The organism is Intestinimonas sp. RTP31139st1_F5_RTP31139_211217 (assembly GCF_040226735.1).
Taxonomy (GTDB): Bacteria; Bacillota; Clostridia; order Oscillospirales; family Oscillospiraceae; genus Intestinimonas; species Intestinimonas butyriciproducens.
Genome location: NZ_JBCOAQ010000001.1, coordinates 70,081 through 96,720 on the forward strand (window position 1 = coordinate 70,081; position 26,640 = coordinate 96,720).

The window sequence follows — 26,640 nt, forward strand, 5'->3', positions numbered from 1 at the left end:
TATATGGATCAGGGAAAACTGTATGGGGTTGGCGTAGGGCCCGGAGATCCGGAGCTGGTGACCAGAAAGGCCGAGCGCATCCTGCGCGGGGCTGACGTGGTGGCGGTTCCGGACAAGGGGGCGGGAGAGAAAACCGCACTCCATATCGTCAGAGAGTTTGTGGAGGGGAAAGAGCTCCTTTACTGTCCCACCCCCATGGTACGGGATCGAAGCCTGTTGGACGGGTGTTATGAGAGAATCGCGGAGGATATCTGCGCACTGCTGGATCAGGGGCGGAGCGTGGCCTTTATTACACTGGGAGACCCCACAGTGTACTCTACCTATATTTACGTCCACAGGAAGGTGCTCGCCCGCGGCTATGAGGCTGAGCTGATCCCGGGCGTTCCTTCCTTCTGTGCCGTGGCCGCCCGGCTCAATATATCCCTGTGTGAAGGGGCGGAACGGCTTCTCATCGTTCCGGCTTCTCATGAGGCGGCCGACTGCCTGGACATTCCGGCCAATAAAGTGTTCATGAAGGCGGGAAAAAACATCGGAGAACTGCAGGCGCTCCTGCGGGAGAAGGGGCTTCTGGAGAGGGCCTCCATGGTGGCCAACTGCGGCATGGAGGGAGAAGCGTTATACCCCCGCTTTGCGGATATGACGGACGACACCGGTTATTTTTCAGTGGTGCTCGTTAAGGAATAGTCTGATTACCAAACTGTCTCAAGGAAGTGTTTTTCCATGGTCATTCTGATGTCCGGTCTGGACTACAGTCAGGCGCCTATTGAGCTGCGGGAGCAGCTTTCCTTTACCAAGGCGCAGGTGGGAGCGCTGGTGGGGCGGATCCGAGCCCAGAATCTACGGATTCTGGGTTGTGCGCTCATCTCCACCTGCAATCGTACGGAGCTCTATCTCTCGTGCGCCCCAGAGAGCGATCTGAAGCCGGACGAAATCCTTTGCGGCGCGGTGGGGCTGGAATATGCTCCGTTTGCCGGCGCTTTCGTGACGCGACGTGGCAGCGCGGCGGCCAGGCACCTCATGGAGGTAGCCGGGGGGCTCAAGTCTCAGATCTGGGGAGAGGATCAGATTATCTCCCAGGTGAAGGCGGCCATCGGCATAGCCAGGGAGCAGGGGGCGGCGGACCCGGTGCTGGAGACCCTGTTTCGAAACGCTGTGGCTGCGGGCAAGGAGATCAAAACAAAAGTTCGGCTTACCGGAGTCGCTACCTCCGCCGCCGCCCGGGCGGTCGATGTATTGAGACGGGATATGGGGAAGTTGGATGGGAAGCGCGCGCTGGTCATTGGCAATGGAGAGATGGGCCGACTGTCGGCATCTCTTCTCCGCGAGGCCGGCTGCTCGGTGACCGTCACACTGCGGACCTACCGCCATGGGGAGACCGTGGTACCTGCCGGTTGCGGCGTGGTTCCCTATGATGACCGGTTTTCGGCTATGGAGGGGATGGACTTGGTCCTTTCAGCCACCACCAGTCCCCATTACACGGTAACGGCAGAGCAGATGAGCATGCTCAAGAGAAGGCCCTCCTGGGTCGTGGATCTCTCTATGCCGCGGGACGTGGACGCAGGAGTAGGAGCGATTCCCGGTATCACGCTTTATAATGTGGATACGTTGGGAGCTGAACAGCACAGGGGGGAGATCCCTGTGGAGGTACTGGATATTTTGGATGATTATATGGGCCGTTTCTACGAGTGGCACAACTATCGGAAATGTCTCCCCGCGATTGAGAACCTGAAAGAGGCCATTACGGAGCGGGTGCTCACCTACCCGGAGCTGGAGGACGGATTGGAGCAGGAGGAACTGGTGGAGCTGACGGTCAGTAAAGCTGTGGATCTGCTGACCGGCGGGCTAAAGGAGCATTTTACCCCGGAGGACCTGGAGCGGGTGGTGGGGAAAATCAAAGTCCATACCGCCGTCCGGAGCCGGGAGAGGGAGAATTGCCATGGAGAAAAACGCATCCTGTTTTCCGCTATTTGTTGACTTGTATGGCAGGCGATGTGTGATCGTGGGCGGTGGGGCCATCGCCGCCCGCAGGGCAGCGGTCCTGGGCGAATTTGGCGCGGCTGTAACGGTGATCGCACCCGAATGGAAGGGCGGCGTGAGGAACATCGATTGGGTCCCACGTGTCTATGTGCCGGGAGATCTTGCGGGCGCTTTTCTGGCTGTGGCGGCCACAGATGACCGGGAGGTGAACCGGTCGGTTGGGGAAGAGGCGAGGAAACTGGGCATCCCCGTCAGCGTGGCGGATCGCCGGGAGGAGTGCACCTTCTTTTTTCCGGCTGTCTGTGAACATAGAGGCGTGACGGTGGGCCTGGTCTCCCACAGCGGCGGCGACCACCGCAGGGCCGCAGAGGCGGCAAGCGCAGTGCGAAAAGCATTGGAGGAATTGGATTGAAGAGACTCAGAGCGGGAAGCCGGGAGAGCCTTCTGGCCGTTGTTCAGACTGAGACAGTCATGGATGCTGTTCGGACATGGGACCCGACGATTCACATCGAGCTGGTCACCATGAAGACAACCGGCGACAAGATCTTGGACCGCACCCTGGATAAAGTGGGGGGCAAGGGCCTTTTTGTCAAGGAACTGGACGCTGCGCTTCTGGACGGACAGGTGGATTTTACCGTACATAGCTGTAAGGACCTGCCCATGGAGCTGGACCCCAGATTGCCTTTGGCGGGGTTTTCACACCGGGAGGACCCCAGGGACGCGCTGGTGCTGCCCCTCGGGGTGGGGGAACTGGACCCGACCAAGCCCATCGGTTGTGCCAGCGCGCGCCGGACCCTGCAGCTCAGGAGGCTGTTCCCCGGGCAGCCTGTGGCGCCCGTGCGCGGAAACGTCCAGACCCGGCTTAGAAAGCTGGACGAGGGACAATATGCCGCGCTGGTACTGGCGGCAGCCGGCCTCAGGCGCCTTGGTCTGGAGGAGCGGATCGCACGGTATTTCACAACGGAGGAGATGATCCCCGCTGCCGGACAGGGAATTCTGGCTGTCCAGGTCCGAGCAGGGGAGGACGTCTCCTGGCTGGAGCGGTTCCGGGACCGGGATGGGACCGACTGCGCCCTTGCGGAGCGGGCCTTTGTCCGCAGACTGGACGGCGGCTGCTCCTCGCCGGTGGCGGCCTTTGCCACGGTGGAAGGAGATACGCTGATCCTGCGGGGGATGGATGTGGGCCCTGACGGAGAGGCGAGGTTCGATGCGATTTCCGGTCCCCGCACCCGGGGAGAGGCCCTTGGAATTGAGTTGGCGGAGCGCATCAGGGAGGGAGACGCATGATTGGTAAGGTAACGCTGGTAGGCGCGGGGCCGGGAGATCCGGGGCTCCTCACGGTCAAGGGCCGCGAAGCTCTGCTGGAGGCACAAGTGGTTGTGTATGACCGCCTGGTGAGTCCTGCGGTTTTGTCCCTGATGCCGGAGAATGCGGAAAAGATCAATGTGGGCAAGGAGGCGTCCCACCATCTGGTTCCACAGGAGCAGATCAACCGTCTTTTGCTGAACAAGGCTCTGGAGGGCAAACGTGTGGTACGCCTGAAGGGAGGGGACCCGTTCCTGTTCGGCCGGGGCGGCGAGGAGCTGGAACTGCTCACAGAACACGGCGTGTCCTTTGAGGAGGTGCCCGGCATTACCTCGGCCATTGCGGTTCCAGCTTATGGTGGAATCCCGGTGACACACCGGGAGTTTACATCGTCCCTCCATATCATCACCGGCCACGCCCGGGCGGGAAAGCCGCTGGAAATCGACTTTGAAGCCCTGGTGAGGACACGGGGAACACTGGTCTTTCTGATGGGCGTCACCAGTCTGCCGGATATCTGCGCCGGACTCTTGGAGGCGGGGATGAATGCCGATATGCCGGCGGCCATCGTAGAGCAGGGGACAACGCCCCGGCAGCGCCGCTTCAATGCGACGGTGGGGACTCTGGCGCAGACGGCGACAGAACAGGCGGTGACAAGCCCGGCGATCAGCATTGTCGGCCCAGTGTGCGCTCTGGCGGAAAAGTTCGACTGGTTTGATGCCCTGCCGCTCAAAGGAAAGAAAATCGTGGTCACCCGCCCGCGGGAGCGGTCTGGCACACTGGCAGGGCGGCTCAGCAAGCTGGGCGCCGACGTATATGAATATCCATGTACCCGCACCGAGCCCATCATCCCCTGCCCGGAGATGGAGGCGGCGCTGAATCGGCTGGGCGATTACACGCATCTGGTTCTGACCAGCCCCGCAGGTGTAGAGGCCCTCTGGGGCATGCTGGAGCGCGAAGGAAAAGATGCGCGGGCACTCAGTGGAGTGACGCTGGCCGCCATTGGTCCGGGTACGGATCGGGAGCTCAGAAAGCATGGACTCCGGGCGGACTATATCCCGGCGGTCTATGATGCCGCCCATCTGGGCGCAGGTCTGGCCGGAATGGTGTCCGGACGGGTCCTCATCCTCAGGGCTGAACTGGGTTCTCCGGCCTTGACGGAAGCGCTGGAGCGCGGTAAGATTCCTTATGATGACATCCACTGCTACACCACAGCCTATGAAAGTGAGCATGCCGCTGCCCTTCGGGCCCTGATTCGGGAGGATAAGGTGGATATCGTCACCTTTACCAGTGCCTCCACGGTGCGGGGCTTTGCCCACTCTGTGGGAGGAGATTTGGATTTCAGCAGGGTCCTGGGAGCATGTATCGGCGAGCAGACCGCCGCCGAAGCGAGATGGTACGGTATCCGCACCAGAGTGGCGGCACAGGCCACCATGGACGCGCTGATCGATATTATCATCAAAGAAGGTAATGAGACATGGAACTGATCAATCGTCCCCGCAGACTGCGGCAGAATGAAGCCATCCGCCGGATGTGCCGAGAGACCAGGCTCTCTGTGGACAGTCTGATCTACCCCATCTTTGTGGACGAAACACTGACGGGCAAGCGCCCCATCCCCGCGCTGGATGGGCAATATCATTACGGCGTGGATGCAGTGAATGAGGCGGTGGAAGAGTGCCTTGCAGCCGGTATCCGGCGGGGGATCCTCTTCGGGCTCCCGGCAGAGAAGGATGCGCAGGGCTCTTCCGCCTGGGACAAGAAGGGTGTGATCCAGGAGGCGATTCGTGCCATCAAGGCCAAACATCCGGAGTTCTATCTCATCACCGACGTGTGTATGTGCGAGTATACCGACCACGGCCACTGCGGTATTCTCTGCGGGCATGAGGTAGACAACGACAAAACCTTGGAGGTCCTCTCGAAAACCGCCCTCTCCCACGTGGAGGCCGGAGCTGATATGGTAGCTCCCTCGGACATGATGGACGGACGCATCGCTGCGATCCGAGCGATTCTGGATCAGCACGATCATCAGAATGTGCCCATCATGGCTTACTCTGCCAAGTATGCCTCCGCGTTCTACGGGCCCTTCCGCGAGGCCGCCGGTTCGGCCCCCTCTTTTGGGGACCGGAAAAGCTATCAGATGGACCCTCACAACCGCAAGGAGGCGGTAAAGGAGTGTGCGCTGGATGTGGATGAGGGGGCCGATATCCTTATGGTAAAGCCGGCTCTCTCTTATCTGGATGTGATCCGGGAGTGCTCAGAGGCGTTTGATCTTCCCATGTGCGCCTACTCTGTCTCCGGCGAGTACGCCATGATCAAGGCGGCTGGAAACGCAGGGATGATCGATGAGTACAAGGTGATGTGCGAGAGCGCCCTTTCGGTCTTCCGTGCGGGTGCCAATATGCTGATCACATACTTTGCCAAGGAGCTGGCCGGGGCGATTCAAAAGGGGGATATCGGCTGATGGAGCGATCACAGGAACTCTTTGACCGGGCCCAAAAGGTGCTTCCGGGCGGCGTCAATTCCCCGGTGCGGGCGTTCCGAGCTGTGGAGCTGTGTCCGCGATTCATTGAGCGGGCCGACGGCGCCTATATCTACGATGCCGACGGAAAACACTATATCGATTATGTCTGTTCCTGGGGGCCCATGCTGTTGGGACACAACCATCCTGCGGTCCGGGAGGCGGTGGAGCGGGCCGTGAAGGACGGCCTTTCCTTTGGCGCGCCCACGCAGCGGGAGGTGGAGATGGCCGAGCTCATGGTGGAGATGGTCCCCAACATTGAGATGGTCCGCATGGTGAACTCCGGTACGGAGGCTGTGATGTCTGCGCTTCGCTTAGCACGGGGGGCCACCGGCCGGGACAAACTCATCAAATTTGAGGGCTGCTACCATGGACACAGTGACTGCCTGCTGGTGAATGCGGGCTCCTCCGCTCTGGCGGGAGGGCATCCCAGCTCTGCAGGGGTGCCGGAGGATATCGTGAAGCATACCTTGACGGCGCAGTATAATGACCTCGCCTCTGTGGAGGTTCTGCTGGAGGAATACCACGGACAGGTGGCTTGTGTGATTGTGGAGCCTGTGGCGGCGAACATGGGCGTGGTAGGACCGGCACCCGGTTTTCTGGAGGGACTCCGGGCCCTGTGCGACAAACACGATGCGCTTCTGATCTTTGACGAGGTCATTACCGGATTCCGGTTGGCTTCCGGCGGGGCCCAGGAATATTTCGGGGTAAGGGCTGATCTGGTCACGTTTGGTAAAATCATCGGCGGAGGTATGCCCGTTGGAGCCTACTGCGGCAGCCGGGCCCTTATGGAACAAGTGGCCCCCTGCGGGCCGGTCTATCAGGCCGGGACGCTGTCCGGCAATCCTGTGGCTATGGCCGCAGGGCTTGCCCAGCTCCGGTATATCCAGGCCCACCCTGAGGTATATGCCGCCCTCGAAAAATATGCCAAAGAGCTGGCGGAAGGGATGCGCCGCGCGGCGGCGAAACATGGGGCCGGTGTGGCGGTCAACCAGATTGGGTCCCTGGTGGCGCCGTTCTTCACGCCCAGCGCCGTGACTACCTTCCTGGATGCCAAGGGAAGCGACGTAGGCAGATATGCCAGGTATTTTAAGGGTATGCTGGAACGCGGCGTTTACCTGGCGCCGGCGCAGTTTGAGGCCATGTTCGTCTCTACAGCCCATACCAGGGAGGATCTGGAATGTACCTTGGAGGCGGTCGATGAGGTATTTGCCGAGGGATAGAGGCGAACATCCGCTTTCACATTTCAGATCCCGCCGACAGGTAAACCATCAGAGCGCTTACCCGCCCGTTCAGCGGGGCAGCAAAGAGGAAAGAACCTTTGGCATGGGGAGGACCCACAGGCTGTGATCCACGGTTTGCGGGTCCTCTCCGCTTGTTTTCTTACCCGGGCGCTGAAAAATTCTTAATACTGTTTATAGGGGAGACGGAGGGGGGGAAATTTTTTCTGTGATCGAAGTAGTATTTAGTCAAAGTGCTTGCGGCAGTCTAAAGGTGGCCCAGCGATATGGTACGGGTAAATGTCCCGACGGCGCGATCGGTTTTATCTTTGCGAAGCGGGAAGAAGGCCCAAAGCCCTCAAAAAAGGAACTGGAAGCCGCGAAGAAAGATGCGGAAGCACGCGCTCGCCAAGAATGGGAAAGGGCGATCCCGCTTGGAGGGAACCCAGCGGATGTATATGGCATCGATGTCGCATGGAGTATAGGCGATATAGCTGAAAATGGTATTGGCAGCAGCCGTCGAAAGGTGCTGGAACAATTAAGCTCCACTTGGGCCGCGGGAGATGATGCGGGGCAGCGGATGGATCAGATGATCCTGAAAAGCCGGAATTCGTTGCGGGAAGTTCTGGAGCGCGCTTCTCGCGGCGAGGCTGTACGGATCTGGTATAGTCATAATCCTGATGAGATTTGCGGCTTTTACTGGCTGCTGACGCAGCTTCAATCCGTTTCGCCCCATGGACCTATATATAGTATCAAACTGCCGGAATGGGAATATTCTGATCAAAACACGCTTTGTGCTTATATCGGATGGGGCGAAATATCTCCGGGGAAATGGGGACGGTATCTTCCCTTGCAGCAGGAAGTGAAGCCAGCCCTGCTGTCGGCCTGTGCGATGCGCTGGCGGCAGTTGCAGGAGGAAAATGATCCGCTGCGGATATTCCTAAATGGAAAACTGCAAGGCGCGCCCGAAAACATCTATGATAGTTTCATTTTGCGGGAGTTGGAAGCGCAATCGAATGAATTTCTGGAAGCCAATGTAATAGGCAATCTTTTAGGCCGATACCAACTTGGTATTGGGGATGCCTGGATTGCGCTGCGGATTGAGAAGTTCATAAAAGAAGGGTTATTCGAGCCTATATCGGCTCCTGACCCCGATAGACCGATTTACGGCCGCATGCTTCGCAAGAGCGGATAAAAAGGAATGGGCAAACCGACATAGACGGTTTGCCCATTCCTTTTTATCCGCTTCAAACGGACGGAAACCTTTGCGCAGTCCGCCTCGCCATATAGATTCAAGGGCAGGTCGTGACAGCACCCCCGGTTAGACCTTTTTTGTATGGGGAGGCTCGTATAATATAGGACAGTCTCAAAGCAAAAGAGAAGGGGGAAGGAAATGACGGTCGTCTACATAGATTCCCTTTTTCTGCTCAATTTTATTGTGGATTACCTGCTGCTGCTTGCCACTGCCAAATTGGCGGGAGAGGTCATTTGTCGGCCCAGGCTTGCGCTTGGTGCAGCGGTGGGGGCGCTGTATGCATCGGCAGTGTTTTTTCCCGGAATGGGTTTTTTGACCCATCCACTCTGCAAATTGAGCGCGGCAATCGTCATGCTGCTGGCCGGGCTGGGGGGAAGCCGCAGGCTCCTGCGGGTAACACTGGTGTTTTTGGGGCTCTCCTGTGCCTTTGGCGGTGGAATTTTTGCCATTGGACTGCTGGGGGGACGGGGACTCACTCTGCGGAACGGCATCCTTTACTCGGCTATGGATCTGAAGATCATATTGCTCTCGGCGGCTGTCTGCTATGTGGCACTTACATTGGTGTTCAGCAGGACTGCGAAACACTCCAGACGTGAACTCATACCGGCGGTCCTGAGTCTGGGGGAAAAAAGGGTGGCACTCACGGCACTGGTCGACACGGGAAACACGCTGGCCGATCCGGTCACAGGACGTCCGGTTATGGTGGCTGAGGGGGCAAAACTGGGCCCCCTTCTTCCGGAAGAGGTGGGCGAACTGGCATTAAAAGATCCCGTGGGGACAATGGAGCGGCTTTCAAAAAGCGAGACGGGAAAACGCTTCCGCCTCCTTCCGTACCAAGCGGTGGGAGTGGAGTGCGGAATGCTTCTGGCCCTGAGACTGGATCGGGCACAGGTGGGAACGGTGGACTATGGGGGGATTCTGGTGGCGCTCTCCCCCAACCAACTCTCCGATGGAGGGGGCTACAGCGCTCTCATCGGGACGCGGGAATAAAAGAGAACGAAGACAAGGGGGATCTTTTGCATGCGTGGAATCACATTGCGGCTGTATGTCCGCATCCAGCAGGTGCTCGCCAGGCTGGGCCTGAAACTGCCGGGAAAGATCATGTACATAGGAGGGAGCGACACGCTGCCTCCGCCCTTGGCCAGGGATGAGGAGGCCGAGCTGATCGCCAGAATGGACGGGGGCGACGAGTCCGTCAAATCTCAGCTCATTGAACGGAACCTACGGCTGGTGGTTTACATCGCACGGCGTTTTGAGAATACGGGTATTAACATTGAGGATCTCATCTCCATCGGCACCATTGGGCTGATCAAGGCGGTGAGCACCTATAAGCCGGCCAAAAATATCAAACTGGCCACCTATGCCTCCCGTTGCATCGAAAATGAGATCCTGATGTATCTGCGCAAGACGGCCAACCTCAAAAGTGAGGTATCCTTTGACGAGCCGCTCAATACGGATTGGGATGGCAACGAGCTCCTTCTGTCCGATATCCTCGGAACCGAAAATGACCTGGTGATGAAACCCATCGAGGATGATGTGGACCGCCAGCTCCTTACCAATGCGCTGGAGAAGCTTTCGGAACGGGAGCGGTTGATCATTACGCTCCGCTTCGGACTGGACGGCAGGCAGGAGCGGACTCAGAAGGAGGTGGCCGACCAGCTTGGTATTTCGCAGTCCTACATTTCCCGGCTGGAAAAACGCATCATCTCCCGGCTCAAGAAAGAGATCCTGAGAATGCTGTAGCCGCCCACTAAAAAAATTATCGGCAGACTGGACGTTGGGCAGCGCGCAGGTCGGGCACTAAAGAGTCTCACGAACCTTTTTTGGAAGCTTGGCCACGACCAGAGAGTAGGACATGTCACACATGTCCTGGAGGAGCGTTTCCGGCACCGTTCCGTCGAGATAAACGCTGTTCCAATTGCGCTTGTCGGAATAAAAGCCGGGGACCACGTCCGGGTATTCGGCGCGGAAGGCCTCGGCCAGGCGGGGGTCGCATTTGAGGATCACCATAGTCTGTCCGGCGTGCGGCTTGTGTTCCGGACCGGGCGTACAGACCGCAGCGAACATTTTGCCGCGTACCAGATAGCGTTCCCACTGCCATTCCACTTTGAAATCCCGCTCCGCACCAGGCTTCGACAGCAGATAGCCGTCCAGCCAGGGATAGTTTGTCATAAAAAATCCTCCCTTCGAAGTCCATCGAAAACCGTCCAACGATAAAAAATATAGCATGTCCTCCACGCGTATGGACCGCACCGCCGGGGAAATACTGATACCAGTAAACGGCGGGGAGGCATATGGGTTGCAAGGAAAAGTAGAAATCTGCGGCGTAAACACCGCCAAACTGAAAGTGCTGAAAAACGAGGAGACCACCGAACTGCTGAAGCGGACCAAACAGGGGGATATGGCGGCGAGAGAGGCACTGATTGCTGGCAATCTGCGCCTGGTGCTCTCTGTGATTCAGAAGTTTACCAATCGTGGAGAGAATGTGGACGATCTCTTTCAAGTGGGGTGTATTGGTCTCATCAAAGCCATTGATAATTTCAACGTGGACCTGGATGTTCGATTTTCCACCTACGGGGTACCGATGATCATCGGGGAGATCCGCCGCTATCTGCGGGACAACAGCGCCATGAGAGTTTCGCGCTCCATGCGGGACACCGCCTATAAGGTGCTTCAGGCCAAGGAACATTTCATGGCGGAGCATCAGCGAGAGCCGACCGTGGAGGAGATCGCGGGGATGCTGGAGATCAAGCGGGAAGATGTGGTCTTTGCCTTGGATGCCATCGTGGACCCGGTAAGCCTCTATGAGCCTGTATATTCCGACGGTGGAGATACCATTTGTGTGATGGACCAGGTGAAGGACTCTAAAAACACGGACGAAAGCTGGCTGGAACAGATCGCATTGAAGGAAGCCATCGCCCGGCTGTCCGAACGGGAGCGGCACATTTTGAATCTGCGCTTTTTTGAAGGAAAGACCCAAATGGAGGTTTCGGCTGAAGTCGGCATCTCCCAGGCGCAGGTATCCCGTCTGGAGAAAAATGCCATCAGCCAGATCAAAAAAAATTTGTGAGACACAGCCGCCTTCGGGCGGCTTTACATATATTTGGGGATATCCTTCTCCAACTCAGCCAGCATGATTGACCACTCCGGCGGCAGATCCGAAGAAAAACCAGAGTACCGCTTGAGTTCCTCGATGGCGCGGTCTCGCGAGACGGAACCGGCAGCGGAGGCCAGAGAGAGCTCTATGGCGGAAAAGGGCAACATACAGGTCTCCATATTCCGGAACCGGAAGAGCTGAGACCACTCCTTGCACCGCTCGATTTTGCAGCTGGTATGGAGTCCTTTCCCGGAATCCGGTGCGTCCACCCACCCGATTTCACGGGAGAGAAGCTCTTTTACACCGGTCCAGTCGTAGACACCACCCTCGGAAATGTCGTCAAAGTCGATATGGATCAATGCGGGGAGCCGAGCGGAACGAGCGGCTTCTCTCACGGCCTGCCGGAAAGGAGCCAAGAAGTCCGGGGCCTGGGCCAGCGCGGAAGCGGTGTTCTCCACCAGCTCGTTATGGTAAATGCGCTTTTTCCCAGAAGATTCCCCGCCAAAGGCCAGTTGGCGCACCGTCATGTAGAGCTCCATCTGACCAGGGGCGAAGGGACGGCGAAGGGTGAACACTCTGCATGTGTTCACGGCGAGCCGGGCTGCGGATTGTGCCAATGGATGATAATAAAAGGCGGGGGCCATTTGATTATAGATCAGATTTCTGCACTGGGAGGGTTCGTTTCCCAGCACCAGATAAGGAACATCCCACTGGCACAGGCGCTGGAAAAAAAGAACATAGGCCACGGAGGGGCAGATGCAGACATTTTTCTGGAGGGCATAGGCCTTCCGATAAATAGCGTTCAGCGATGGGGTGGGCGCACGCTCCACCAGAAAGTCTACTTCAGGAAGCGCCTCCCGGGCATGTGCGATGCTCTCCCTGGCCCAGTCGGATATAAAAGGGGTCTCCCATGTGAGCGAGAGGACCCGCAGCTTTTGGACCCGCGCCAGCTGGTAGAGCAGATAGGAAGAGTCCTTTCCGCCTGTATAAAAGACTGCGGCGTCGTAGCGTCGATCCGGAGAACGGGGAATGGTGCGCAGGACCGGCATGACATTTTTGGCATAGCGGTATTTTTCCTCTGTTCTGCACATCGGGCAGAGCCCATGGCTGTCCAGCTCAAGGCCGGGAATGGCATAGTCATTTGCGGCGCAGCGTACACAGTAGGCGGCATCCTCCAGGGAGGAGGGAGAGGTGCGCAGAAGGGAGCGGTCGGTCACGATTCCCTCACGGAGCAGCTTTTGAAAGCCGGGCGTACGGATATATTGGGAGATATCCCGTTTTCCGTCCAAAGAGGCCACCAGTGCGGCGGTACGCCGGTCCAGCCAGATGCGGCGATGAAACAGATGCGGAGGCTGCCGAAGCCCGTAATATACAAGAGTCTGCCCTTCCAGACGCCAGCGGGATTGCAAGACAGGGATCATAGGAATCAGCTCCATTCTCTCGGGTCCAACCCATAGATCTGCACGACCTCCAGAAGCGGTGAGTGGGCCAGATCGTTGACTGTCACCAATCGACCGCCGTCGCTGTCCAGGTCATAGCCGAAGTGCTGAAAGGCATACCAGACCAAATAGGAGCATTGGACGCCAAATGCGTCGTCTTCAGGCTCCTTCAGACCCCAAAAGCCGCTGGTCAGGCGATAGGGAACCCCATTCAGATATTCCACCGCATAGGCGGTCAATGCCTCCTGGAGCACAGGGGTCATATCCCTGAGGCGCAGGACAAGGTAGTTGGAGTAATCCAACCAGTGCTGTGTGTCCATAATGGCGGAATCTGTGCCGATCAGCACGGCCTCCAGTGTGGAGCCGCCTTCCTCTGAGACATCCAGCACTAGGCCGGCGTGACCGTGCCGCCACCCCAGTGAGTGGGTGGAGTAGGTGAGGAGGATATCCCCCGGCCGGAGATCGGCCAGCGGAGGCGCCATGATCTGGGTCCCATCCGGGATTTTAAGGTGATCCTCCTTAACAAAAGGCCCGAACAGGGGATCACAGCTTACAGTAACAGGGGCAAAAAAAGCGGATTGGGCTTCCAGAATATGGTCAATACCGGACGGACCGCTGTCCCGAAGGCGGTCGACGGCCGAAGGGCCCAGGCCGGTCTGGAGAAACAGCGTATCATAGTCTTCGGCATCAAGCCGAGGCTGTTCCCAAATAGGGGAGAGGTCTATGATAGGGTAGTCTGGAAGAAAGGGGGGCTTACGGTGCGCCACGGCGCTCTGTAAAAAAAAGATCCCGACAAAAAGGAACAGGATGGCGGCGAGGGCACAGAGGAGAAGGCGGCGCCTCCTGGACGTGGGAAACTTCAAGAAATCACCTCATAGTACAAGCGGGTTGTGGCATAGACTGATTATACACGGAAACGACCACTTTGGAAACGGGGGATTTTGAATGGAGAGCCGGATTGCAGAGCTGAGGGATAAGGAAATCATCAATATCAGCGACGGATGCCGTTTCGGATATGTGGGAGACGTAGAGGTAGACCTGGAAACTGGGAGGGTCAAGGCGCTGATTGTACCGGGGAGGCTCCGCTTTTTCGGACTTTTCGGGCGGGAGGAGGATCAGGTCTTCCCCTGGGAGTCCGTCCGGCGTTTTGGAGAGGATATCATTCTGGTGGAGGCGGAGGAGGCTCGCCGCAGCCGGAGGGAATGAAAAGGGTATGGCAAGGGCCATAAAGCACAGATTTTTAAACAAGATCCTGTAAACAGGAAAAAAGTGTTGCAATTCGGGACATACTGTGCTAAAATACCATAGCTGTGCAGAAACGCACAGTATTACACACACCATCGGGAGGGAGCGCCTTGTGCCTGAACAGGTCGGCGGGCTCCGAATGAACGGGGTGGAGGTAATAACAATAAAGGAGGAATTTTTCAATGGCAGTCGTATCAATGAAACAGCTTCTGGAGGCTGGCGTCCACTTTGGTCACCAGACCCGTCGGTGGAACCCCAAAATGTCCGCGTATATTTACACGGAGCGCAACGGCATCTATATCATCGACCTGCAGAAGACTGTAAAGAAGCTGGAAGAAGCCTACAACTTTGTCCGCGATCTGTCCGCCGGGGGCCAGACTCTGCTGTTTGTCGGCACTAAGAAGCAGGCGCAGGAGGCCATCAAGGAAGAGGCCACCCGTTGCGGCGGATATTATGTAAATGCCCGGTGGCTGGGCGGCATGCTCACCAACTTTAAGACAATGCGGGGGCGTGTGGACCGTCTGAACCAGCTCAAAAAGATGCAGGAGGACGGCACATTCGACATGTTGCCCAAGAAGGAAGTCATGAAGCATCTGGGCGAGATCGCCAAGCTGGAGAAGTACCTCGGCGGCGTCACCGAGATGAAGCGCCTCCCTGGTGCTCTCTTTGTGGTGGATCCCCGTAAGGAGCGCAATGCCATCAACGAGGCCCGCAAGCTGCACATTCCCATCGTGGCCATTGTCGATACTAACTGCGATCCGGATGAGATCGACTATGTGATTCCCGGCAATGATGACGCTATCCGCGCCATTCGCCTGATTTCCTCTGTCATGGCCAACGCCATCATGGAGGGCAAGCAGGGCGAGGACAATGTGGAGGCTGAGGCCGCCAAGGCCGGCGAGGCCACCGGCGCCTGATTTCCGACCGATACAGGGCTCTTAGCGCCCGCCGGCGCGCGGCGGGCGCTTTTTTAAAGCTTGACAAATGAGACGATAATGGAGGTTTTAATTATGGCTTTTACCGCTAAGGACGTGCAGGCCCTGCGCGAAATGACCGGCGTGGGCATGATGGACTGCAAGAAGGCCCTCACCGAGGCCGACGGCAATATGGATAAGGCTGTTGAGATCCTGCGTGAAAAGGGGCTGGCCGCCTCTCAGAAGAAGGCTGGCCGCATCGCGGCTGAGGGCATGGCCTATGCCGCTGTGGTTGACGGCGTGGGCGTGGTGGTCGAAGTGAACGCTGAGACCGACTTTGTGGGCAAGAACGAGAAGTTTGTGGACTTCGTCAAGGGCGTGGCCGCCGTGGTGGCGAAGGAGAAGCCCGCCGACCTGGACGACCTAATGGCAAAGCCCTATGGCAATGGCCGTACCGTGCAGGAGGAGCAGCAGGAGATGGTGCTCGTGATCGGCGAGAACATCAAGGTCCGCCGTTTTGCGTTCTTCACGGAGGGCGTGTCCGTACCCTACAATCATGCCGGTGGCAAGATCGGCGTGCTGGTGAACCTGGAAGTCTCTGCGGGCCTTGAGGATAAGGTGACTGAGGTCGGCAAGGATATGGCCATGCAGATTGCTGCCCTGAATCCCCGTTTCCTGGACAAGAGCCAGGTCGATCAGGCCACGCTGGATGAAGAGAAGAAGATTCTCTTGGTCCAGATGGAGAATGATCCCAAGATGGCCTCCAAGCCTGAGAAGGTGAGAGAGGGCATCGTGACCGGCAAGCTGGGCAAATTCTATAAGGAGAACTGCCTGTTGCAGCAGGAGTTCGTGAAGGACAGCTCTGTGAGCGTGGAGCAGTATATGGCCAATGCGGCGAAGGCTCTGGGCGGCACGATCACTCTGAAGAATGCGGTTCGCTTTGAGAAGGGCGAGGGCATTGAGAAGAAACAGGAGAATTTTGCCGAAGAGATCGCCAAGCAGCTGGGCAAGTAAGAATGTAGTTAAAAAGAGCCGGGAGCAGAGCTCCCGGCTCTTTTCACAGGCACCGATACTCTTCAAATGTTTCCATTTTACGCGGCTGTAGGCTGTGCCGCTCCAGGGCACCATGAGAACAAATTGTAAAAAAAGCCGTCAGACCTCTATGCAAACGGAGAAACTTATATTAAAATAGGATAGACAAATTATAAAAACAGGGAAGGGGATATTTCACTATGCCTGAACCGCAGTATAAACGAATCCTGCTGAAAATCAGCGGAGAGGCACTGGCCGGCGATGCCAGCCGCGGCCTGGACTTCGATGTGATCGGCAGAGTCTGCGATGTGATCAAGAAATGCAGTGAGGCTGGCGTCCAGGTGGGGATTGTAGTGGGCGGCGGCAACTTCTGGCGCGGCGTCAAGGATGGGGGGGACCGGATGGAGCGCACCCGGGCCGATCATATGGGGATGCTGGCCACCGCCATCAACTGCCTGGCCATTGCCGATATGCTGGAGCAAAAGGGCGTGGACGTGCGGGTCCAGACCGCTATTGAGATGCGCTCCATCGCAGAGCCCTATATCCGTTCCAAGGCCATCCGGCATATGGAGAAGGGCAGAGTCGTGGTGTTTGGCTGCGGCACCGGAAATCCCTTCTTTTCCACTGATACTGCGGCGGTGCTGCGGGCGGCGGAAATTGATGCCGACGTGATTCTTCTGGCCAAAAATATCGATGGTGTCTACAGCGCGGATCCCAACAAGGACCCAACTGCGGTCAAATATGACAGTATCACCTATGATGATGTGCTGGCGCAGCATCTCCAGGTCATGGACAGCACCGCCACATCCCTCTCCATGGATAATAAGATTCCCGTGATTCTCTTTGCCCTTAAGGACCCGGAAAACATCTATCGGGTAATTATGGGCGAAAAAATTGGAACCATCGTCAAGGAGGAGAAGTGAGATGAAAGAGATCCTGAAGGATTATGACGTGAAAATGCAGAAGACCGTAGATGTGGTCGTGTCGGACTTCGCCAGTGTCCGCGCCGGGCGGGCCAATGCGGCGGTTTTGGACAAGATCGCAGTGGACTACTATGGGAGCGCCACTCCCATCAACCAGGTGGCCGCGATCTCTTCTCCCGATCCGCGCAGCCTGCTCATCAAACCTTGGGACGGCTCACTGCTCAAAGCCATTGAAAAGGCTATCCAGACCTCAGATCTGGGGATTAACCCTCAAAATGACGGCAGCTCCATCCGGCTTTCTTTCCCACAGCTCACAGAGGAGCGCCGCAAGGAGCTCACCAAGCAGGTAAAGAAGTATGCTGAGAACGGTAAAGTGGCCATCCGCAACATCCGCCGGGATGCCATGGATAAGTTCAAGGCCATGCAGAAAAAATCGGAGATCACGGAGGACGAGTGCAAAGAGTACGAAAAGGACCTCCAGGATATGACCGATAAGCGCTGCAAGCAATTGGACGAGCTGGCGGCCAAGAAAGAGACGGAGCTGATGGCGGTGTAAGGCGGAACCGCTATACACACAATGCGGTGCGGGGCGCCTCAGCGCCCCGCACGCTTTCTGTCTTTGTATCACATCATTCAGGAGGCGTTCATGGCCTTTTTTAAACAGAAGCAGACGGTGCAGGTAGATTTTGCCCACCTACCCCGCCATGTGGCGATCATTATGGATGGAAATGGACGGTGGGCCAAAAAGCGCGGCCTTCCGCGCACCGCCGGTCACGCCGCGGGCGCAGAGAATTTCCGTACCATTGCCACGTATTGTAAGGAAATTGGGTTAGAATATCTTACAGTCTATGCCTTTTCTACAGAGAATTGGAAGCGCCCTGAGGAGGAGGTCTCCGCCATCATGGGCCTCCTTCGGAAATATTTGCTGGAGGCCATCGGCCGCATGGAGCGTGATCGGGTTAAGATGCACTTTTTCGGCGACCTCTCGCCGCTCTCGGAAGAGCTGAGGGTCCTCTGCATGGAGACGGAGGAGATTTCCAAGCGGTATGAGGGCTGTCAGGTAAACATCTGCCTGAACTATGGAGGGCGGGACGAGATTCTGCGGGCGGCGCGCGCGTTTTCCCAGGACTGCGCAGAGGGAAAGTCGGATCCGAACCATCTCACGGAGGAGCAATTTTCCCGTTATCTCTTCTCTGCTGGTGTGCCCGACCCTGATCTGGTGATCCGGCCCAGTGGAGAGGTCCGCATCTCCAATTTCCTGCTGTGGCAATCGGCCTATGCCGAGTTCTATTTTACAGACGTATTGTGGCCTGACTTTTCAAAGGAAGAGTTGCACAAGGCGCTTGCGGCCTATCAGAGCCGTTCGCGCCGCTTTGGAGGAGTGTAACCATGGGTAAACGTGTGATAGTGGCAGTGGTCCTGGTGCCGGTGCTGCTGGCAGTGCTTTTTCTGGCCCCCGACTGGGGCCTGCCCATTGCGATTTCCGTGCTGGCGATGGTTGCCCTTCACGAGGTGCTCTGGTCCACCGGATTTGTCAAGAATCCGAAGGTCTCCGGGCTCGCCATCGTTCTGGCGGGGCTTATTCCGTTCTGGGTTTTTGTGGGGGAGCGTATGCTCCCGGCGTTGGTGACACTTTTTATCTATGTATTTCTCCTCTTTGCGGTGGCCATGACCAGCCATTGCACGGTGACAATGGAGAAAATGGGGGGCTCTTTCTTCCTGTCTATTATGATCCCCTATTTCCTGTCGACCTTCATCCGGCTGCGGGAAATGCCCGACTGGAACTACTATATCCTCCTGCCTTTTGTAGTGGCCTGGCTCAGCGATGCGTTTGCCCTTTTTGCAGGGATGCTTTTCGGCAAACACAAGCTGGCGCCGGAGCTCTCCCCTAAAAAGACGGTAGAGGGGGCTGTTGGCGGTGTCGCAGGGGCTGTGCTGTCCACACTCCTGTACGGTTTTATCGTCGGGAAATGGTTCGGAGCACCCGCGGTCCGCTATGGACTGCTGGTCGTTTATGCCCTGTTGGGCGCGCTGGCGGCCCAGTTCGGCGACTTGGCATTTTCCTATATCAAACGGGAATATAAGATCAAGGATTATGGCAGTATTTTCCCGGGCCATGGCGGAGTGCTGGATCGATTTGACAGTGTGATTTTTGCTGCACCTCTGCTGGAGATCCTGATTGTCTCTTTCCCGGCTTTTGTGGGGGTGATGGGGTGAGCAGGCGTATTGCACTGTTGGGCTCTACCGGCTCCATCGGTCGACAGGCGCTGGAGGTAATTGAGGCATGCGGCATGTCGGTGGCTGCTCTGACGGCGAACCGGAGCGTGGAATTGTTGGAGCGTCAGGCCAGGCGGTTCCGGCCGGAGCTGACTGTGGCGGCAGATGAAAAAGCAGCCTCTGATTTGCGGGTACGTCTTGCAGATACGGATATCCGCGTGGCCTCGGGCCAGGAGGGACTGCTGGAGGCTGCGGCCCTGGAATCCGCCGATACCGTACTCACCGCCGTGGTGGGCGTGGCCGGGCTGGAGCCCACTCTGTGCGCCGTCAGGCGGGGAAAGCGAATCGCATTGGCCAATAAAGAAACTATGGTGTGCGCCGGGCAGCTCGTTATGGACGAGGCGGATCGCTGCGGGGCGGAGATCGTGCCGGTGGATTCGGAACATTCGGCTATTTTCCAGTGCCTTCAGGGCAGCGGAGACAGAAGGGAAGTGCGCCGTCTCATCCTCACCGCTTCCGGAGGACCCTTCTATGGATGGAGCAGGGAGCAGCTCCGGGAGGTGACGCTGTCCCAGGCGTTGAAGCATCCCAACTGGGCCATGGGAGCCAAGATCACCGTGGACTCCGCCACCTTGATGAATAAAGGGCTTGAGTTCATCGAAGCTATGCGACTCTACCGGATGCCGCCCGAGAAAATTTCCATTGTGGTCCACCGGGAGAGTATAGTTCACTCCTTGGTGGAATACTGTGATAATGCGGTGCTGGCACAGTTGGGCGCGGCGGATATGCGCCTTCCCATCCAGTATGCCCTCACCTGGCCGGAACGCACGATCGGACCGGCCAGACCGCTGGACCTGCTGCACTGTCCTCCGCTTACCTTTGGAATGCCCGACTGTGAGGCGTTCCCCTGCCTGGCGATTGCAATGGAGGCGGCGCGTACCGGCGGCACTGCCACCGCGATCCTGAATGGAGCAAACGAGGCGGCGGTGGGGCTTTTCCTGGAGGAGCGAATCGGTTTTATGGACATTCCGGCCCTGGTAGAGCGGGCTATGAGCGTGGTCCCTGTTGTCCAGGCCCCCCAACTGGAACAAATCATGGCGGCAGACCGCGCCGCCCGCGATGCCGTGCGCAGCACGGCCAAGTAAGAGGAGAAACACAGTTCTATGGCATTTTATATCATCATTGCAATCTTGATGTTCGGCGTTCTCATTGCCCTCCATGAGTTTGGTCATTTTATTACGGCCAAACTGTTGGGCGTGCGGATCAATGAGTTTTCCATCGGCATGGGTCCCCTGTTGTGGTCTCAAAAACGGGGCGAGACCCAGTATTCTCTGCGTGCCATCCCTATGGGCGGTTTCTGCGCCATGGAGGGAGAAGACGATGATTCGGATGACCCGCGGGCGTTTTCCAATAAGCCTGCCTGGAAGAAATTCATCATCCTGGTGGCTGGGTCCTTTATGAATTTTCTCACAGGTCTGGTGCTCCTCATCCTCATTTTTGGCCAGGCGACGGCCTTTGTTACCCCGGTGATCGAGGACTTCATGGAGGGCTTTCCATACGAGAGCGAGGCGGGGCTCTTACCAGGAGACCGGATCGTATCGGTGAATGGAGAGCATATTTTCAGTAAATCCGACCTGGATTTCTTCTTTTCCCGTGCCGGAGGAGAAAATATGGACCTGGTGATAGAGAGAAATGGACAGAAGCTGGTGAGGGAGGATTTCCCGCTGGTCCCCCGGGAGTATCCGGGCTATGACCGGCTGATGTATGGTCTCACCTTTACCGTCCAGGAGGCGACCCCGTTCACAAGGCTCCAGCAGAGCTGGTACAGCGCTGTCGATATGGTGCGGCTGGTCAAGATTAGCCTTGTGGACCTCTTCAGCGGGAGGGCCGGCATCAAAGACATGTCCGGTCCCATTGGGATCGTCAATGCCATCGGCGAGGTGGGCGCGGAGTCGGAAAGCAGAATGGATGCCCTGATGAATATCCTTAATTTTGTCGCCTTCATCGCCATCAACTTGGCCGTGATGAACCTCCTACCCATACCAGCCTTGGATGGCGGCCGCATTTTCTTCTTAGTGGTCAATGGGATATTTACGCTGTTCACGCGCAGAAGGCTGGACCCCAAATATGAGAGCTATGTCAATGCCGCCGGCTTTGTCTGTCTCATTCTTCTTATGGTGGTAGTGGCCGTCAATGATGTTTTGAAATTGATTCAATAGGGTGATCGCTATGACAAAACAGATCCTTGTTGGGGGCGTTCCCGTGGGGGGGAACGCTCCCATTCCCATCCAGTCTATGTGCAATACCCGGACCGACGATGTCGCGGCCACCGTGGCGCAGATCAAACGCTTGGAGGCGGCGGGGTGTGAGATCATTCGGGTGGCGGTCCCCGACATGGCCGCAGCAAGGGCCGTCGGGGCGATCCGGGAGCAGATATCCATTCCGCTGGTGGTGGACATCCATTTCGACTATCGGTTGGCACTGGAGGCAGTAGCCGCCGGAGCGGATAAGGTGCGCATCAACCCCGGCAACATCGGGGCCCCGGAGCGGGTGAAGGCGGTGGCGCAGGCGTGCAGGGTACGGGGGGTCCCCATCCGTATCGGAGTCAACGGTGGTTCCCTGGAAAAACCTCTGCTGGCCAAATATGGAGGCGTTACGCCCGAGGCCTTGGTGGAGTCGGCTTTTGGGCATATCGAGCTGCTACATAGATATGACTTTGATGATATCTGCGTATCGTTGAAATCTTCCGACGTGCGGACCACCATGGCGGCCTATCGTCTGATGAGTGAGAAAAGTGACTATCCTTTACACCTCGGCGTCACAGAGACGGGCACGCTCCGTATGGGGACCATCAAATCCGCCATCGGGATTGGAGGTCTGCTCAGCTTTGGAATTGGGGACACGATCCGGGTTTCCCTTTCTGCCGACCCTGTGGAGGAGGTGTCCGCCGCGCGGGATATCCTGAAGGCGCTGGGAATCCGGCGGGATGGGCCGAATCTGATTTCATGCCCTACCTGCGGACGTACCCGCATCGACCTGATCCGGTTGGCCCAGGAAGTGGAACAGCGGCTGGAGCATGTGCAGAAACCGCTGACCGTCGCTGTTATGGGATGCGTGGTCAATGGGCCAGGTGAGGCGGCATCGGCGGACGTAGGTATCGCAGGAGGAGATGGCGTAGGACTGCTGTTCCGCAAAGGGGAGATCGTGAAGAAAGTGCCTCAGGACCAGCTGGTGGACGAGCTGTTTTCACTGATCGATGAGATCTGACGTGAGAACAGAGAGAGTACGAAGGAGCCTTTACATATGCCTGAGCAAGAGAAAATTCCACTGTTGAGCCTATTTTCCGCCTGGGTCCCGCCGGCTGATCTGCGGCCCATGCTGGTAGAAATGCTGGTGACTGGGGCGGTGATCGACAAGCGGGTGCGGAGTATCCAGGCCGACCTCCAATGCCCGGTCTGCCCAAGCGATGCGCTCCGGACCAGAATGGAGCAGGAACTGGCATCGGCCTACGGCGTACGCAGCGTGGCGTTTCGATTCTTCACACCAGCTCCCGCACAAGCGGCAGCAGAGGTGGAGGAGGCGCCTCCTATGCCGACGGAGGCAGATATGCCGCCGGAACCGGAGGAGACATGCCCTCAGCACTTGGACATGGCGCCGGAAGACCCTATGGAGGTATTCCGGCGCACCGAACGCATCCGGCAAGAGGCGCTGAGGAACATCAAGCCGGCGGTGCCATCTGAAAAACGGGAAAAGGCCAGCGGGAACAAGCTCCTCTTTGGAAAGATCATCAAAAGATTTCCCTGTATTGAAATGAAAGACATCGCCTTGGACTCTGAAATGGTCACCATCGAGGGGGACGTTTTTGCGACCGACCATGTGGAGATGAAGAAGCGGGGCGCCTGGATTGTTCGTTTTGATATCACAGACCGCACCAATTCTATTCGGGTGGCGAAGTTCATGGTGGGAGACGAGGGGAAGGCCCTGGCCGGGGCGTTGAAGGAGGGGCAGCACCTGATCGTGCAGGGGAGGGTAAGCCCCTATCAGGGGGAGCTCCAGATCGAGCCCACCGGCATTGCCGAAGGACAAAGGCCGCCGGCCCGGCAGGACATGGCGGAGGAGGGGAAGCGGGTGGAACTCCATCTTCACACCCGTATGTCCTCCATGGACGCCACAACGGATATCAAGGAGGTCATCAAGCGGGCGGCAGCTTGGGGACATCCGGCCATCGCCATCACGGACCACGGTGTCTGCCACGATTTTCCCACGGCCTATTCCACGGCCAAAAAGGCCGGCATTAAGATGCTCTTTGGGGTGGAGGCCTATTTTATCAATGACGTAGATGATATGCCCACTGTGCGCGGGACGATGGATGCTTCCTTCTGCGAGGAATATGTCTGCTTTGATTTGGAGACGACGGGGCTGGATGCTAGAAAGGATAGGATCACCGAGATCGGTGCTGTGGTCCTGAAAAACGGTGTGGTCACCGATGAGGTCTTCTCCACTTTTGTGGACCCGGAGCGGCCCATTCCCTATGAGGTGTCCCAGCTCACCGGAATCACCGACGATATGGTGCGGGGGGCGCCGTCACAGTCTGAAGCCGTACGGCAGTTTCTGAAATTCGTCAACGGACGGCCTTTGGCGGCCCACAATGCCGGCTTTGATGTGGGATTCATCGCCGAGGCATGCCGCCGGATGGGGGTCTCTCTGGATGTGACGGCGGTGGATACCCTGCCTCTGGCCCAGGCGTTGCTGCCACAGCTCTCCAAGCATAAGCTGGATGTAGTTGCCGACCATCTTGGGCTTCCGTCCTTCAACCACCATCGGGCCACCGATGACGCTTCCACGGTGGCATACATGCTGGTGCCCTTCTTTAAACGTCTGGAGGAGGAGCACGGTATTCATTCACTGGATCCCATCAACCGTTGGGCGGCAGAGCGGAATCAGAAACGAAAGGGAAAGCGCCGGGCCCGGCATCTCATTGTCCTGGCCCGAAATCAGACCGGTTTGCGCAATCTCTATAAGCTGGTATCCAAAGCCCATCTGGAACACTTTCAACGCAAACAGTACCCAGTGATGCCCAAAAGCCTCATCGACGAGAACCGAGAGGGACTTCTTATGGGCTCTGCCTGCGAGGCAGGGGAGCTCTTCCAGGCGGTGGCCCGCCGTTCCTCCTGGGCGGAGCTCAAACGGATTGCCTCCTGGTATGATTACCTGGAGATCCAACCCATCAGCAACAACGCCTTTATGCTGCGCCCGGACAAGAACGGACGGACCATGTCGCGGGACGAGGAGGAGTTGAGAGACTTTAACCGAACCATCGTAGAGCTTGCCCATGAGATGGGCAAGCCGGTGGTGGCCACTGGAGATGTCCACTTCCTGGACCCAGAGGATGAGATTTACCGCCATATCCTCTTGAACACGAAGGGATTCGAGGATGCGGATGCGCCCAATCCCCTTTATTTCCGTACCACGGATGAAATGCTGCGGGAATTCTCTTATCTGGGGGAGGAGACCGCCCGGGAGGTGGTCATCGACAACACACATCTGATCGCAGCCTGGTGCGGGGACCTGAACCCGCTGCCAAATGGGCTCTTTGCCCCTAAACTGGAGGACTCCGAGGGAGAACTTAAGCGTCTGGTATGGGGGAAAGCAAAGCGCCTTTACGGAGAGAGCCCTCCTCAGATTGTGGTGGACCGTATTGAGACGGAGCTCCATGATATTCTCATGCGGCACTATGATGTGATTTATATGTCTGCCCAGAAGCTGGTGCAGGATTCTCTGGACCACGGCTACTTGGTGGGTTCCCGTGGGTCCGTGGGCTCGTCCATCGTGGCTTTTATGTCCGGGATCACGGAGGTCAACGCCCTGCCGCCGCACTATCGCTGCCCCAACTGTAAACATGCTGATTTCGAGGCGGCCAAGGAGGGGGGCTGGGGCTGCGGGGCGGATATGCCCGATGCGGTGTGTCCGGTCTGCGGAGCCAAATATGAGAAGGATGGGTTCAACATCCCCTTCGAAACCTTTTTGGGCTTTGGCGGTGATAAGGTACCCGATATCGACCTGAACTTCTCCGGCGAATATCAGTCCAGCGCCCATCGCCATACCTTTGAACTGTTTGGCGAGTCCCACGTATTTCGGGCGGGGACCATCGGCACCGTTGCGGAAAAGACGGCTTTCGGCTACGTAAAGAAGTATATGGAGGAGCGAGGAAAGACCGCTACCAAAGCGGAGATGCTGCGGCTGGCCAAGGGCTGTACCGGCGTCAAGCGGACCACCGGACAGCACCCAGGCGGTATGGTGGTCATTCCTCAGGACAAGGAGATTTACGACTTCTGTCCCGTCCAGCATCCCGCGGACGACACCGACACCGATATCATCACGACCCATTTCGAATATCACTCTATGGAGTCCAACCTTTTGAAACTGGACATGCTGGGACACGATGACCCGTCCATGATTCGTATGATGGAGGACCTGACGGGGGTGGACGCCAAGACGATTCCCCTGGACGACCCGGGTACACGGTCTATTTTCATCACCTCAGAGGTGCTGGGCTACCAGGATGACCCTGTTTTGGGACCCACCGGGGCCACCGCTATCCCGGAATTCGGCACCTCGTTTGTCCGGGGTATGCTGGAGGAGACCAAGCCGGAGGAGTTCGATATCCTGGTGCGTCTGTCCGGGTTCTCCCATGGAACCGACGTCTGGCTTGGCAATGCAAGGGACCTCATTCTCTCCGGTACCGCTACCGTTGGACAGGCAATCGGCTGCCGCGATGATATTATGATCTATCTGATCTCCTGCGGAATGCCGGAGAAACGGGCCTTTAAGATCATGGAGGCTGTGCGAAAGGGCAGGGGGCTTCCGGAAGGGGCGGAGGAGGAGATGAAGGCGGCCGGCGTGCCGGACTGGTACATTGGCTCCTGCAAGAAAATCGCCTATCTGTTCCCCAAGGCCCATGCAGTGGCCTACGTTATGATGGCCTTTCGTATCGCCTGGTTCAAAGTCCACGAGCCTTTGGCCTTTTATGCGGCGTATTTTTCCATCCGTGCCAAAGCATTCGATGCGACTGTCATGTGCATGGGGCTCGATCGCGCCAAGGCCAAAATGGCTGAGATCCGTGCCAAAGACAAAGAGGCCACCGCTGTAGAGCAGGATATGCTCACCACTTTGGAGGTGGTATACGAATTTTATATCCGGGGCTTTACGTTCGACCAGATGGACCTCTACCGTTCTGATGCGGTGCGCTTTGGGGTGGATAAGGAGCATGGGGCGCTGATCCCGCCCTTTATGGCGATCCCAGGCTTGGGAGAGACCGCCGCCCTCTCGATTGTAGAACAGCGGAAAGGGAAACAGTATCTCTCCATCGAGGAGTTTTCTGCTGACTGTCCCAAGGTGACCAAGTCCCACATTGAGCTTTTAAAAAACTGTGGGGCACTGGCCGGGATGCCGGATACCAGTCAAATGACCCTGTTTTAAATAGACAGGCCGTCAGTCTGGA

At 57.4% G+C, this 26,640-nt stretch carries 25 protein-coding genes; 22 read left to right on the forward strand and 3 right to left on the reverse strand.

What is annotated here, in order from left to right:
• The first annotated feature begins 3 nt into the window (after positions 1-3).
• The 10 genes from cobI (at position 4) to sigE (ending at position 10,015) form a co-directional block, all read left to right on the forward strand.
• Positions 4-684, forward strand: coding sequence for a precorrin-2 C(20)-methyltransferase (gene cobI, locus ABUA09_RS00345; protein WP_058117642.1), 681 nt, complete (start codon positions 4-6; stop codon positions 682-684).
• A 36-nt stretch (positions 685-720) separates the two neighbouring features.
• Positions 721-1,974: a glutamyl-tRNA reductase gene (gene hemA / locus ABUA09_RS00350; protein ID WP_058117643.1), complete on the forward strand. Its 1,254-nt coding sequence runs from the start codon at positions 721-723 to the stop codon at positions 1,972-1,974.
• A complete protein-coding gene (locus ABUA09_RS00355) occupies positions 1,937-2,389 on the forward strand; it encodes a precorrin-2 dehydrogenase/sirohydrochlorin ferrochelatase family protein (RefSeq protein WP_058117644.1) in 453 nt (150 codons plus the stop codon). Before hemA ends, ABUA09_RS00355 begins: the two co-directional genes overlap by 38 nt.
• Positions 2,386-3,264: a hydroxymethylbilane synthase gene (hemC, locus tag ABUA09_RS00360; RefSeq protein WP_033117196.1), complete on the forward strand. Its 879-nt coding sequence runs from the start codon at positions 2,386-2,388 to the stop codon at positions 3,262-3,264. Before ABUA09_RS00355 ends, hemC begins: the two co-directional genes overlap by 4 nt.
• Positions 3,261-4,766, forward strand: coding sequence for a uroporphyrinogen-III C-methyltransferase (gene cobA, locus ABUA09_RS00365; RefSeq protein WP_349948988.1), 1,506 nt, complete (start codon positions 3,261-3,263; stop codon positions 4,764-4,766). The genes hemC and cobA overlap by 4 nt, the downstream gene beginning before the upstream one ends.
• Positions 4,757-5,740, forward strand: coding sequence for a porphobilinogen synthase (gene hemB / locus ABUA09_RS00370; RefSeq protein ID WP_033117198.1), 984 nt, complete (start codon positions 4,757-4,759; stop codon positions 5,738-5,740). Before cobA ends, hemB begins: the two co-directional genes overlap by 10 nt.
• On the forward strand, positions 5,740-7,020 hold the full coding sequence (hemL, locus tag ABUA09_RS00375) for a glutamate-1-semialdehyde 2,1-aminomutase (protein ID WP_195614233.1): 1,281 nt from the start codon (positions 5,740-5,742) through the stop codon (positions 7,018-7,020). The genes hemB and hemL overlap by 1 nt, the downstream gene beginning before the upstream one ends.
• Before the next feature lie 226 nt (positions 7,021-7,246).
• Complete coding sequence (locus ABUA09_RS00380; protein ID WP_279201933.1) at positions 7,247-8,212, forward strand: DUF3658 domain-containing protein; 966 nt, start codon at positions 7,247-7,249, stop codon at positions 8,210-8,212.
• 198 nt (positions 8,213-8,410) lie between these two features.
• Positions 8,411-9,262, forward strand: a complete 852-nt coding sequence (locus ABUA09_RS00385) for a sigma-E processing peptidase SpoIIGA (protein ID WP_058117648.1) — start codon at positions 8,411-8,413, stop codon at positions 9,260-9,262.
• Positions 9,263-9,292: 30 nt separating this feature from the next.
• A complete protein-coding gene (gene sigE / locus ABUA09_RS00390; protein ID WP_033117202.1) occupies positions 9,293-10,015 on the forward strand; it encodes an RNA polymerase sporulation sigma factor SigE in 723 nt (240 codons plus the stop codon).
• Positions 10,016-10,072: 57 nt separating this feature from the next.
• On the opposite strand, the gene ABUA09_RS00395 is transcribed toward sigE, so the two are convergent.
• Positions 10,073-10,444 carry an MmcQ/YjbR family DNA-binding protein gene (locus tag ABUA09_RS00395; protein ID WP_279201938.1) on the reverse strand — a complete coding sequence of 124 codons (372 nt, stop codon included), beginning with the start codon at positions 10,442-10,444 and terminating at the stop codon, positions 10,073-10,075.
• Between the two features lie 127 nt (positions 10,445-10,571).
• Here ABUA09_RS00395 and sigG point away from each other — a divergent pair, with 127 nt between their 5' ends.
• On the forward strand, positions 10,572-11,342 hold the full coding sequence (sigG, locus tag ABUA09_RS00400) for an RNA polymerase sporulation sigma factor SigG (protein ID WP_033117204.1): 771 nt from the start codon (positions 10,572-10,574) through the stop codon (positions 11,340-11,342).
• Between the two features lie 23 nt (positions 11,343-11,365).
• Here the strand turns inward: sigG and ABUA09_RS00405 are convergent, their stop codons facing one another.
• Together ABUA09_RS00405 and ABUA09_RS00410 are read right to left on the reverse strand one after the other, a co-directional pair.
• Positions 11,366-12,790 (reverse strand): adenine nucleotide alpha hydrolase family protein, encoded by a 1,425-nt coding sequence (locus ABUA09_RS00405; RefSeq protein ID WP_147586111.1) that lies wholly within the window; start codon positions 12,788-12,790, stop codon positions 11,366-11,368.
• Positions 12,791-12,795: 5 nt separating this feature from the next.
• Complete coding sequence (locus ABUA09_RS00410) at positions 12,796-13,671, reverse strand: C40 family peptidase (protein ID WP_208319092.1); 876 nt, start codon at positions 13,669-13,671, stop codon at positions 12,796-12,798.
• 82 nt (positions 13,672-13,753) lie between these two features.
• Here ABUA09_RS00410 and ABUA09_RS00415 point away from each other — a divergent pair, with 82 nt between their 5' ends.
• From ABUA09_RS00415 to ABUA09_RS00465, 11 genes are all read left to right on the forward strand, one after another.
• The gene (locus ABUA09_RS00415) at positions 13,754-14,014 is read left to right on the forward strand and encodes a YlmC/YmxH family sporulation protein (protein WP_033117207.1); all 261 of its coding nucleotides are present in this window, start codon (positions 13,754-13,756) and stop codon (positions 14,012-14,014) included.
• 221 nt (positions 14,015-14,235) lie between these two features.
• Positions 14,236-14,970, forward strand: coding sequence for a 30S ribosomal protein S2 (gene rpsB, locus ABUA09_RS00420; protein ID WP_033117208.1), 735 nt, complete (start codon positions 14,236-14,238; stop codon positions 14,968-14,970).
• 93 nt (positions 14,971-15,063) lie between these two features.
• The gene (gene tsf, locus ABUA09_RS00425; protein WP_033117209.1) at positions 15,064-15,981 is read left to right on the forward strand and encodes a translation elongation factor Ts; all 918 of its coding nucleotides are present in this window, start codon (positions 15,064-15,066) and stop codon (positions 15,979-15,981) included.
• Positions 15,982-16,199: 218 nt separating this feature from the next.
• A complete protein-coding gene (pyrH, locus tag ABUA09_RS00430) occupies positions 16,200-16,922 on the forward strand; it encodes a UMP kinase (RefSeq protein ID WP_033117210.1) in 723 nt (240 codons plus the stop codon).
• 1 nt (position 16,923) lies between these two features.
• The gene (gene frr / locus ABUA09_RS00435; RefSeq protein WP_033117211.1) at positions 16,924-17,478 is read left to right on the forward strand and encodes a ribosome recycling factor; all 555 of its coding nucleotides are present in this window, start codon (positions 16,924-16,926) and stop codon (positions 17,476-17,478) included.
• A 90-nt stretch (positions 17,479-17,568) separates the two neighbouring features.
• A complete protein-coding gene (uppS, locus tag ABUA09_RS00440) occupies positions 17,569-18,309 on the forward strand; it encodes an undecaprenyl pyrophosphate synthase (RefSeq protein WP_195973448.1) in 741 nt (246 codons plus the stop codon).
• 2 nt (positions 18,310-18,311) lie between these two features.
• Positions 18,312-19,139, forward strand: coding sequence for a phosphatidate cytidylyltransferase (locus ABUA09_RS00445; RefSeq protein WP_033117213.1), 828 nt, complete (start codon positions 18,312-18,314; stop codon positions 19,137-19,139).
• A complete protein-coding gene (locus ABUA09_RS00450; protein ID WP_349948989.1) occupies positions 19,136-20,284 on the forward strand; it encodes a 1-deoxy-D-xylulose-5-phosphate reductoisomerase in 1,149 nt (382 codons plus the stop codon). Before ABUA09_RS00445 ends, ABUA09_RS00450 begins: the two co-directional genes overlap by 4 nt.
• Before the next feature lie 18 nt (positions 20,285-20,302).
• Positions 20,303-21,358 carry a M50 family metallopeptidase gene (locus ABUA09_RS00455; RefSeq protein ID WP_349948990.1) on the forward strand — a complete coding sequence of 352 codons (1,056 nt, stop codon included), beginning with the start codon at positions 20,303-20,305 and terminating at the stop codon, positions 21,356-21,358.
• A gap of 10 nt (positions 21,359-21,368) precedes the next feature.
• The gene (gene ispG, locus ABUA09_RS00460; RefSeq protein WP_033117216.1) at positions 21,369-22,406 is read left to right on the forward strand and encodes a flavodoxin-dependent (E)-4-hydroxy-3-methylbut-2-enyl-diphosphate synthase; all 1,038 of its coding nucleotides are present in this window, start codon (positions 21,369-21,371) and stop codon (positions 22,404-22,406) included.
• A gap of 36 nt (positions 22,407-22,442) precedes the next feature.
• Positions 22,443-26,618 carry a PolC-type DNA polymerase III gene (locus tag ABUA09_RS00465; protein WP_208319095.1) on the forward strand — a complete coding sequence of 1,392 codons (4,176 nt, stop codon included), beginning with the start codon at positions 22,443-22,445 and terminating at the stop codon, positions 26,616-26,618.
• Positions 26,619-26,640: the final 22 nt, after the last annotated feature.

Bases quoted from the DNA above. Each gene is read 5' to 3' on its own strand.
- cobI (WP_058117642.1), top strand. From the start codon at position 4: ATGGATCAGGGAAAACTGTATGGGGTTGGCGTAGGGCCCGGAGATCCG.
- hemA (WP_058117643.1), top strand. From the start codon at position 721: ATGGTCATTCTGATGTCCGGTCTGGACTACAGTCAGGCGCCTATTGAG.
- ABUA09_RS00355 (WP_058117644.1), top strand. From the start codon at position 1,937: ATGGAGAAAAACGCATCCTGTTTTCCGCTATTTGTTGACTTGTATGGC.
- cobA (WP_349948988.1), top strand. From the start codon at position 3,261: ATGATTGGTAAGGTAACGCTGGTAGGCGCGGGGCCGGGAGATCCGGGG.
- hemB (WP_033117198.1), top strand. From the start codon at position 4,757: ATGGAACTGATCAATCGTCCCCGCAGACTGCGGCAGAATGAAGCCATC.
- hemL (WP_195614233.1), top strand. From the start codon at position 5,740: ATGGAGCGATCACAGGAACTCTTTGACCGGGCCCAAAAGGTGCTTCCG.
- ABUA09_RS00385 (WP_058117648.1), top strand. From the start codon at position 8,411: ATGACGGTCGTCTACATAGATTCCCTTTTTCTGCTCAATTTTATTGTG.
- sigE (WP_033117202.1), top strand. From the start codon at position 9,293: ATGCGTGGAATCACATTGCGGCTGTATGTCCGCATCCAGCAGGTGCTC.
- ABUA09_RS00395 (WP_279201938.1), bottom strand. From the start codon at position 10,444: ATGACAAACTATCCCTGGCTGGACGGCTATCTGCTGTCGAAGCCTGGT.
- ABUA09_RS00405 (WP_147586111.1), bottom strand. From the start codon at position 12,790: ATGATCCCTGTCTTGCAATCCCGCTGGCGTCTGGAAGGGCAGACTCTT.
- ABUA09_RS00415 (WP_033117207.1), top strand. From the start codon at position 13,754: ATGGAGAGCCGGATTGCAGAGCTGAGGGATAAGGAAATCATCAATATC.
- rpsB (WP_033117208.1), top strand. From the start codon at position 14,236: ATGGCAGTCGTATCAATGAAACAGCTTCTGGAGGCTGGCGTCCACTTT.
- tsf (WP_033117209.1), top strand. From the start codon at position 15,064: ATGGCTTTTACCGCTAAGGACGTGCAGGCCCTGCGCGAAATGACCGGC.
- pyrH (WP_033117210.1), top strand. From the start codon at position 16,200: ATGCCTGAACCGCAGTATAAACGAATCCTGCTGAAAATCAGCGGAGAG.
- frr (WP_033117211.1), top strand. From the start codon at position 16,924: ATGAAAGAGATCCTGAAGGATTATGACGTGAAAATGCAGAAGACCGTA.
- uppS (WP_195973448.1), top strand. From the start codon at position 17,569: ATGGCCTTTTTTAAACAGAAGCAGACGGTGCAGGTAGATTTTGCCCAC.
- ABUA09_RS00445 (WP_033117213.1), top strand. From the start codon at position 18,312: ATGGGTAAACGTGTGATAGTGGCAGTGGTCCTGGTGCCGGTGCTGCTG.
- ABUA09_RS00455 (WP_349948990.1), top strand. From the start codon at position 20,303: ATGGCATTTTATATCATCATTGCAATCTTGATGTTCGGCGTTCTCATT.
- ispG (WP_033117216.1), top strand. From the start codon at position 21,369: ATGACAAAACAGATCCTTGTTGGGGGCGTTCCCGTGGGGGGGAACGCT.
- ABUA09_RS00465 (WP_208319095.1), top strand. From the start codon at position 22,443: ATGCCTGAGCAAGAGAAAATTCCACTGTTGAGCCTATTTTCCGCCTGG.